Raw genomic sequence first — 7559 nt, 5'->3', positions numbered from 1 at the left:
CGCGCGCCAGCCGGGGCACGGCCTGCGAACCGGCGAGTTCCTGGTAGCCGCCGCTGTTGGGGGCCGCACCTCTCGGAAGAGGTGCGGCCCCACCGTCGTACCGCCTGCTGCTCTCTCAGCCCTGGAGCCGCTTCTTCACCGAGGCGGCGACGCGGCCGCCCTCGGCCAGGCCGGCCACCTTCGGGTTCACGATCTTCATCACGGCGCCCATGGCCCGCGGCCCTTCGGCGCCCGCCGCCTTCGCCTCCTCGACGGCCGCGGCGACGATCCCCTCCAGCTCCGCGTCGCTGAGCTGCTTGGGCAGATAACCGGCGAGGACCTCGCCCTCCGCCTTCTCCCGCTCGGCGCTCTCGGCACGGCCGCCCTGGGTGAAGGCCTCGGCCGCCTCCCGGCGCTTCTTCGCCTCCTTGGCGATCACCTTGAGCACCTCGTCGTCGGAGAGCTCACGCTTCTCCTTGCCCGCGACCTCTTCGTTGGTGATCGCGGCGAGCGTCATCCGGAGCGTGGCCGAGCGGAGCTCGTCGCGTCCCTTGATCGCGGCGTTGAGGTCGTCCTGCAGCTTCGACTTGAGCGTGGTGGTCATGGCACCGATTGTCGCAGGTGCCGCACGCCCGACGCCCGCCCATTTACCCGTCTCACGTACCGCCCGGTCTCTGAGCGCCGGCTCGGTCTGACACGATGGTCATATGCGCGCTCGATACGGAGTACCCCTGGGAATCGCGGCGTTCGGCGCCGCGGGTGTGTTGTACGCGGCCGGCTTCGAAGTCCGTTCCTTCCGCCTGCGCCGGGTGACGGTCCCGGTCCTCCCGCCGGGGATGCGCCCGCTGCGCGTGCTCCAGGTCTCCGACATCCACATGGTGAGCGGCCAGCGCAAGAAGCAGCGCTGGCTGCAGTCGCTGGCGGGCCTGCGCCCGGACTTCGTGATCAACACGGGCGACAACCTGTCCGACCCCGAGGGCATCCCCGAGGTCCTGGACGCGCTGGGCCCGCTGATGGAGTTCCCGGGCGCGTACGTCTTCGGCTCCAACGACTACTACGGCCCCAAGCCCCGCAACCCCGCCCGCTACTTGCTGGAGAAGGTGAGCGGCAAGCACGGCCTGAACGGCAACCCGCCGGTCGTCGGTGCGATCCACAACCCCTGGCAGGACCTGCGGGACGGCTTCGACGGGGCGGGCTGGCTGAACCTGACGAACACGAGGGGCACCCTGAAGATCGAAGGCGCCTCGGTGGAGCTGACGGGACTGGACGACCCGCACATCAAGCGCGACCGCTATCCGCAGGTGGCGGGCGGCCCGTCCGGTACGGCTGACTTCTCGATGGGCGTGGTGCACGCCCCGTACCTGCGCGTCCTGGACTCCTTCACGGCCGACGGCTACCCCCTGGTCCTGGCCGGCCACACCCACGGCGGCCAGCTCTGCGTCCCCTTCTACGGCGCCCTGGTCACCAACTGCGACCTGGACGCGGACCGGGTGAAGGGCCTGTCCACGCACACGGCCGAGGGCCGTACGTCCTACCTGCACGTCTCGGCGGGCTGCGGCACGAACCGCTACACCCCGGTCCGCTTCGCCTGCCCGCCGGAGGCGACGCTGCTGACGCTGGTGGGGCGCAAGTAGGAGGGGACTCAGCCGGCGGGGTCCCCTCCCGGGCCCCGCACCGGAGGGGACCCGACCGACGGAATAACCCACCCGGCGTAGACCAACATGCCGGACATGCCCCTTTCTCCCTAATTTGAGGGCATGACGACTCCTCCGATACCCAGGGACATCCCCGACCTCCCCGCGGTCCCGGGCACGCCCGTACTCATGCCCGGATACGTTCCGGCGACGGCGGTGGTCGCCCCCGTCCGCCGCCCTGTGACCGCGGTGTTCCGCCTCCTGACGGCCGTGCTGGCGTCGGCGGGCGTGGCGCTGGAGCTGCTGCTGGGCAGCCCGGACCGGATCCTGAGCTATTTCGGAGTCCAGGCGGCGGTGCTCCTGACCCTGGTGAGTCTCGCCTCGGCCCGCCGAGCCTGGCAGGCGGCCCGCCCCCTGCCCTCGTCCCTGACCGGCGCGGTACTCCTCTGCGCCGTGGTCTCGTCCTTGGTCTACCACCTGCTCCTGGGCCACACGACTCCCCCGTTCTCCATGACGGGCTCGACGCACCTTCCCGTGGCCTGGCACGGCCAGTGGCTGGCCCTGCAGCTCCTCTACACGGCGGCCCCCGCGGCGGCACTCCTGGACTGGCTCGTCCTCACCCCCCCGGCCCGCCTCCACCTCCGCCAGACGCCGGCGTGGATGCTGTACCCCCTGGCCTACCTGACCTTCACCCTCGTCCGGGCGGAGCTGCTGCTCCCCGGCACGCCGGGCCGCTACCTCTACCCCTTCCTCGACGCCGAGCAGCACAGCTACCGCGCCATCCTCGCCAACGCCCTCCTCCTGGGCCTCGCCTGCTACGCCCTGGCAGTCCTCCTGGTAGCCCTGGACCACGCCCGCCCGAACCCGGTCGGCCGCCGCCCCTAAACCGGATTTCGTCTCCGGCCACCGGTGGGCTAAAGTAAACGACGTCGCCGCGACAAGCAGTACAGCAGCGACACCGGGGTGTAGCGCAGCTTGGCAGCGCGCTTCGTTCGGGACGAAGAGGTCGTGGGTTCAAATCCCGCCACCCCGACAGAGAAACACCAGGTCAGGCCCGGTGCTGAGAGATCAGCACCGGGCCTGATCTGTTCCTCGGGGGCTCTCTGGCGAAAAACTGGAGAAGATCTTGGAATCCGTCTCCAGACCGGCGCCCTGCCCGCGAGCCCTCAGCAACGCGTCCAAGGCAGCCACGGGCGAGCCGGGGCTCATCGCCCGGCGCGCGTCCAACGCCTCCTCCCACATCCCGGTGAGTGCATCTCTCACGAGGGTCTTGTGAGTGTGGCGCAACCCATGCGGTGTCAGCCCTGGAGCGATCGGTACCCGGCAGCGCCGTCACCCGAATGGCCCAACATGACGTGCCACCCACATGGGTGAAGATCAAGCTGACTAGTGCCCCAACCGAGGCAATCCGTGAAAGGGAACCACATGCGCATTCGACGAATCTTCGCCGCCGTCATCGCCACGGCAGCCCTCGCCGGACTCGGCCTCACAGGCGCCGCCACCGCCACCGCCGCACAGGGTGCCCCATCGTACGTCACCCCTTCCGAGTGCAGGCAGGGCGGCGGAATTCCCGCGATCAATGAGCCGGGCAACCTCTGCAAGGGCGGTACGCACGACGGGGAGCAGGTCGACTGACCCCCACAAGGCGCCCCGCAGCCACGCGCCGCGGGGCGCTCCCGTGCGACGTAGCCGGGCGAGTCGCAGGGACTGTGCCGACCCGTCGGGCACGCCAGGTCCGAGTCGGCAGGGAAGCAACTGTCGACGAGTTGGGAGCCGGGCCGGCCGACGGCGTCCGCTTCGGTCAGCCGGTGCGGAGACTGCTGGTGTACACGTCCGTACGGTTCTGTGGTGCGCCGGAGTGGGTCTCGGTGAGCACCGCCCGTACTCCCTCGCCGGCTGCCGCCAGGCCTTGGTAGTCGCCGAGGAAGTAGCCCCCGGAGAACGGCGCCTGCAGCCAGTCGAAGACCCGCGAGATCCGTCGTTCGGTCCGGAGCTTCGGGTTTCCGTGCTGCAGCGTGGCCAGTTGGTAGGCGGTGGGCAGGGTGGTGGTGTTGCCTGGCTCGAGGAAGCGCAGGTCGTAGTAGGTGAGCGCGACCGTGCCCCGCTCGGCGACCGCGATCGACGGTGAGAAGGCCGGAACGCCCTTGGAGCTGATCAGCTCCGGGGTCCCCCAGGTGCGTCCGCCGTCGGTGGACCGCACCAGCTGGACGGCATCGAACTTTCCACCGGAGAAGTCCGAGCCCTCGTAGGCCATGTACAGCGTGCCTGTCCTGGGGTCGACGGCCGGGCTCGGCAGGGTGGTCCCGTCACGCAGCAGTTTGGTGGGGTCGTGCGGGTCGACCTCCGGTACGGAGGTGTCCCGGGCCACGGTGACCGGGGCGCTCCAGGTCTCTCCGGCGTCGGTCGAGGTGACCACCTCGTAGCGGGCTTCGACGACGGTGCTCAGGTCGTCGGAGTAGGTGATCCGGTCGAAGAAGTCGTACAGGGTGCCGGTGCGCCGGTCGACGACGATCAGATGGCCGATGGTCTGGGTGTTCGGCACGGTGCTGGTGTCGACGAACGGCCGGGCCGTGCTCCAGGTGCGGCCGCCGTCGCGGGTGAGGGAGATGAAGCCGGGACCGTCGAGGGAGCTGGGGCCGGGTGGGTCGTTGTCGAGGCGGTTCCAGACCTGGTAGGCGGTGCCCTTGCGGATCGGGTCGGCGGTGAGTGAGGGCTTGTCGTTGAAGAACGGCTGCTCGTCGACGTGCGTGGTGGTGAGGTTCTGCCAAGTGCGGCCGCCGTCGCGGGACGTGACTGCCAGGAGGGCGGTGCGCGTGCTCTTCGTGAAGTCGACGCCCTCCCCGCTCGCGTAGACGGTGCCGTCCGGTCCGGTGCTCACCCAGGGGTCGGTGGCCCGTTCGAAGTCCGCGCCGCCGGGGGCGCACAGGCTGAACGGCAGCGTGCTCTGGTGGAAGGTGTGGCCGTCCGTGGTCCAGCCGGCCGCCAGGCCACGGGCGCCGCCGTCGTTCCAGCGGTCCTGCTGGAACACGGTGACCACGCGCTTGGGGTCGAGCGGGTCGACGGACAGGTACGGCTCGACCTCGGTGGCCGGGTAGACGATGCTGTCGGGGGACCTCGCTCCGATGGTGCACTTCGCGTACGGGTCGCCGTGGGACACCTTGACCAGGGGGGTGTCGTCGGAGTTCCGGTGTGCTGCGGCGGGAGTCGCGCCGGTGACCGTGACGAGCAGGAGCGCGGCGGTGGTGACGGCGGGCAGGGGCAGGAAGACGCGCATGCGGGATCTCCTCCGGGCCTGTCGGCCGGGGTACGGGACCGCCGTCATCGGGGCGGCCTGGGGCGCGGAGGCATGACGGAACGCGAGGGTGGGGCGACTCCGCTCGGTCCTTTTCGGCGTTGCAGCCGGTGCCCTTGATGGGCCGAACGACGGAGTCACCCCGGGGTCGTCGAGGGGCACGACGGAGCCGACCGGCGGGTGCACCGTGCCGGTCGGCTCCTTGGTCGTGCTGTTACGGCGCCGTCTCGTAGGTCCCCGGAGAGGGCCGTGGGCCGCGTGCCGGCCGGCGATGCCGGCGGGGTCGGCCTTGGCTCAGACGGGTTGGAGCGGGATGACCTGCTGGACCTCTTCAACGGTGGGATGAGTCAGGGCATCGGCAAAGGGCCGCCTCGATGCGGACAGTGCTTCGAGACGGGCGGCATCCACCGTCGCGAGTGCCGCGGTGTCGAGACGGGCGCGGGCGATCCACCCGACGGTGGACCGGGTGCCGTCACTCCGTACCCACCGCGCCGGGTGCACCGGCCGGACTTGCTGCCCAGCCGTGCGCCGGCCGGTCAAGGGATCGCCTGCGTGGTCCCGTCAGGCAGCGCGCAGACGTAGCCGTCGTAGGGGCGTGAAACGATCTGTCCGCCGGCGGCCGTGCAGTCGTCTCTGGAGATGTTCGGAGACGAGGCGGCCCCGGCGCTGACAGCGCCGACGGCGCTCACGCCGGCAAGGGTTGCCGCGGCCAGGGCGAGGCCCAGGATTCTTCGCATGCGCTGACTCCTCTCAGGCGCCTTCGTTCGGCCTTCGGGAAGGACAAGTCTCCAGACGACGGCGCCCTCTTACTCAGCATGGGCGCTCCGCATGAGGCCCGCGAGGCGAGGCGAGGCTGGGCGCCGCGCCCGACCGGTGCCGGCGGGCGGCTGCCGCGCGCGGTCCTCTAACGCGGTTCGTGGGCCGCCGCCCGGCAGGCACCGGTCGCGGCGCCGCCCGCCACTCCGGCCCCGGTCAGCCCGGTCACACAACTCTGCAGGTCTCCGACCACGCCACGGCTGCAGGCCGCTGTGACGGAGTCGGAAGCGGTGGCACCGGCCAGTTCGGCCATCCGTGTGCAGGCGGGGATGTCCGCCCGGGCCGCGGGAGCGGCGAGGACCGCACCACCGAGGGTGAGGGTCAGGCCGGTGAGGGCACCGGCGATACGGGTCGACGTGCGCATGGGACGCACCTGCCTTCCGGTTGGTCGCGCGGTCCTGGTCCCGGCGGGCCGGAACCACGCGGTAAGGCCGCCTGGCGACGCTCGGTGAGCGGTGCCCCGGCCGGCGGGCTCACAGACTGACCGCACGATTCCGCGTCGCATCCGTGGAGCCGCACCGGGACATGGTCGCCAGGCCGAAGCAGAGGGCCCGGACCGGATGAGACGCACTCGGACCTCCACTCGCGGGCCCCTCACTCCAGCGTCGCATCCTCTCCCCCGCCCGTCCTGGGCATCCGGGGAGCGGCCGCGCTGAGTAACTGTGATGGCGCGAAGCGCGGTAGCCGGCCTCGTTCGTTCTGCTTCGCCGGGGCGGTGCGGGCGCGGACGGCGATGACGCCATGCGCTGGGGAGGCCGTGGCCTGGACCGCCCGGCAGCGCCGCTGAGCCAGAGTCCGGCAGCCGGATCCGACGACACCGCCCTCAGCGCATGAGCTGCGCCACTCTGCCGGCTGACGGGGGAGCGGACCACCCCGCCGCCCCCGGGCCCCGCGCAACCGACCCTCGTCGACTCCGCCACATACAACTCGGGTACCGGGCCTCGGAGTCGTACTACTTGCTGGCAGCGAAACGCATCAGAGCGTGCTCGTCCCCCTGCTTGATCTTTCCCGTCACGTTGATCACCTCAAGTTTCCAACTGGCGCCGACCCGCTGTGCCTTGGCCACGGCGCATCCGTTGTCCTGGGTGAGCAGGCTCGGCCAGATGTCGGCGACCTGCTGGGAGCTGCCGCCGGTCGCGTCGTAGACCTTGAAGCTGATGTTGCGCGCCTTCTGGAAGGAACTGCCCTTCTTGTACGCGGCGGCCACGAACACTATCGATGTGATGTTGGGCGGGATCCGGGCGAACTCGACGGTCACCGTCTCGTCGTCTCCGTCCCCGCGCCCGGTCTGGTTGTCGCCGCTGTGGACCAACGAGCCGTTGCCCATGGGGTCGAGTGAGTCGAGACCCGCCAGGCGCACCGGGTCACCGCCCTGCATGGCGATGGCGATCAGATCGAGGTCGGTGCCGCTCTGGCGGCGCAGCTTGCCCAGCATCCCGCCGCTGCTGCCGGCGGTGGGATCCCATGAGACCCCGATGGCCAGGTGGGTCACGCCGTCCAGGTCTGCCGGGCCGTCTTCCTTGGTGAGTGTGATCATGTGTGGCTCATCCTCGTGTCAAAGGGACTTCAACACGCAGAGTGTGCCTGGCACCTTCGCGGTTCCACGTGACGGGGCCATGAGCACGCTTTGAACCCTGAGAAGGCGTACCCCCGGCGTCGCCGTCGGCCGACGCCCCGGTCGGCCCGGCCACTCCGGTCGGCCCGGCCCGGGAGTCCTGATCGTGGCTGATCGTCGTCGGCCCGCCAGTAGAGTGAGGAAGCTGCGGCATCCCACCAACACCCGTTCCCCCAGAGGGGCGTGGCCGACAGCGGTCAAGTCGTCTCACTGCGTGAGGATG

8 protein-coding genes, 1 tRNA gene and 1 pseudogene are annotated in these 7559 nt (G+C 70.6%); 4 read left to right on the top strand and 6 right to left on the bottom strand.

What is annotated here, in order from left to right; translation table 11 throughout:
* Positions 1-115: 115 nt before the first annotated feature.
* The gene (locus ABT137_RS28010) at positions 116-583 is read right to left on the bottom strand and encodes a GatB/YqeY domain-containing protein (RefSeq protein WP_351713613.1); all 468 of its coding nucleotides are present in this window, start codon (positions 581-583) and stop codon (positions 116-118) included.
* Between the two features lie 103 nt (positions 584-686).
* Between ABT137_RS28010 and ABT137_RS28005 the strand changes: the two genes are divergently transcribed.
* From ABT137_RS28005 to ABT137_RS27995, 3 genes are all read left to right on the top strand, one after another.
* On the top strand, positions 687-1613 hold the full coding sequence (locus ABT137_RS28005; protein WP_351713611.1) for a metallophosphoesterase: 927 nt from the start codon (positions 687-689) through the stop codon (positions 1611-1613).
* A 123-nt stretch (positions 1614-1736) separates the two neighbouring features.
* Positions 1737-2498 carry a Pr6Pr family membrane protein gene (locus ABT137_RS28000; RefSeq protein WP_351713609.1) on the top strand — a complete coding sequence of 254 codons (762 nt, stop codon included), beginning with the start codon at positions 1737-1739 and terminating at the stop codon, positions 2496-2498.
* Positions 2499-2572: 74 nt separating this feature from the next.
* Positions 2573-2646 (top strand) — tRNA-Pro (locus ABT137_RS27995).
* 35 nt (positions 2647-2681) lie between these two features.
* On the opposite strand, the pseudogene ABT137_RS27990 reads toward ABT137_RS27995, so the two are convergent.
* Positions 2682-2939, bottom strand: a pseudogene (locus ABT137_RS27990) (hypothetical protein); the annotation flags it as partial.
* A 99-nt stretch (positions 2940-3038) separates the two neighbouring features.
* On the opposite strand from ABT137_RS27990, the gene ABT137_RS27985 reads away from it, so the two are divergent.
* Entirely contained in the window at positions 3039-3248 is a 210-nt protein-coding gene (locus tag ABT137_RS27985; protein ID WP_351713607.1) for a hypothetical protein, read from the top strand.
* Positions 3249-3414: 166 nt separating this feature from the next.
* On the opposite strand, the gene ABT137_RS27980 is transcribed toward ABT137_RS27985, so the two are convergent.
* From ABT137_RS27980 to ABT137_RS27965, 4 genes are all read right to left on the bottom strand, one after another.
* Complete coding sequence (locus ABT137_RS27980; RefSeq protein ID WP_351713605.1) at positions 3415-4887, bottom strand: sialidase family protein; 1473 nt, start codon at positions 4885-4887, stop codon at positions 3415-3417.
* A gap of 554 nt (positions 4888-5441) precedes the next feature.
* Entirely contained in the window at positions 5442-5642 is a 201-nt protein-coding gene (locus tag ABT137_RS27975; RefSeq protein ID WP_351713603.1) for a hypothetical protein, read from the bottom strand.
* A 167-nt stretch (positions 5643-5809) separates the two neighbouring features.
* Positions 5810-6085, bottom strand: coding sequence for a hypothetical protein (locus ABT137_RS27970; protein WP_351713601.1), 276 nt, complete (start codon positions 6083-6085; stop codon positions 5810-5812).
* Positions 6086-6673: 588 nt separating this feature from the next.
* Complete coding sequence (locus tag ABT137_RS27965; RefSeq protein ID WP_351713599.1) at positions 6674-7258, bottom strand: TerD family protein; 585 nt, start codon at positions 7256-7258, stop codon at positions 6674-6676.
* Positions 7259-7559: the final 301 nt, after the last annotated feature.

Source organism: Streptomyces sp. NPDC001980, assembly GCF_040296885.1.
Lineage (GTDB): Bacteria > Actinomycetota > Actinomycetes > Streptomycetales > Streptomycetaceae > Streptomyces.
This window is presented reverse-complemented; position numbering and strand designations above follow the sequence as displayed.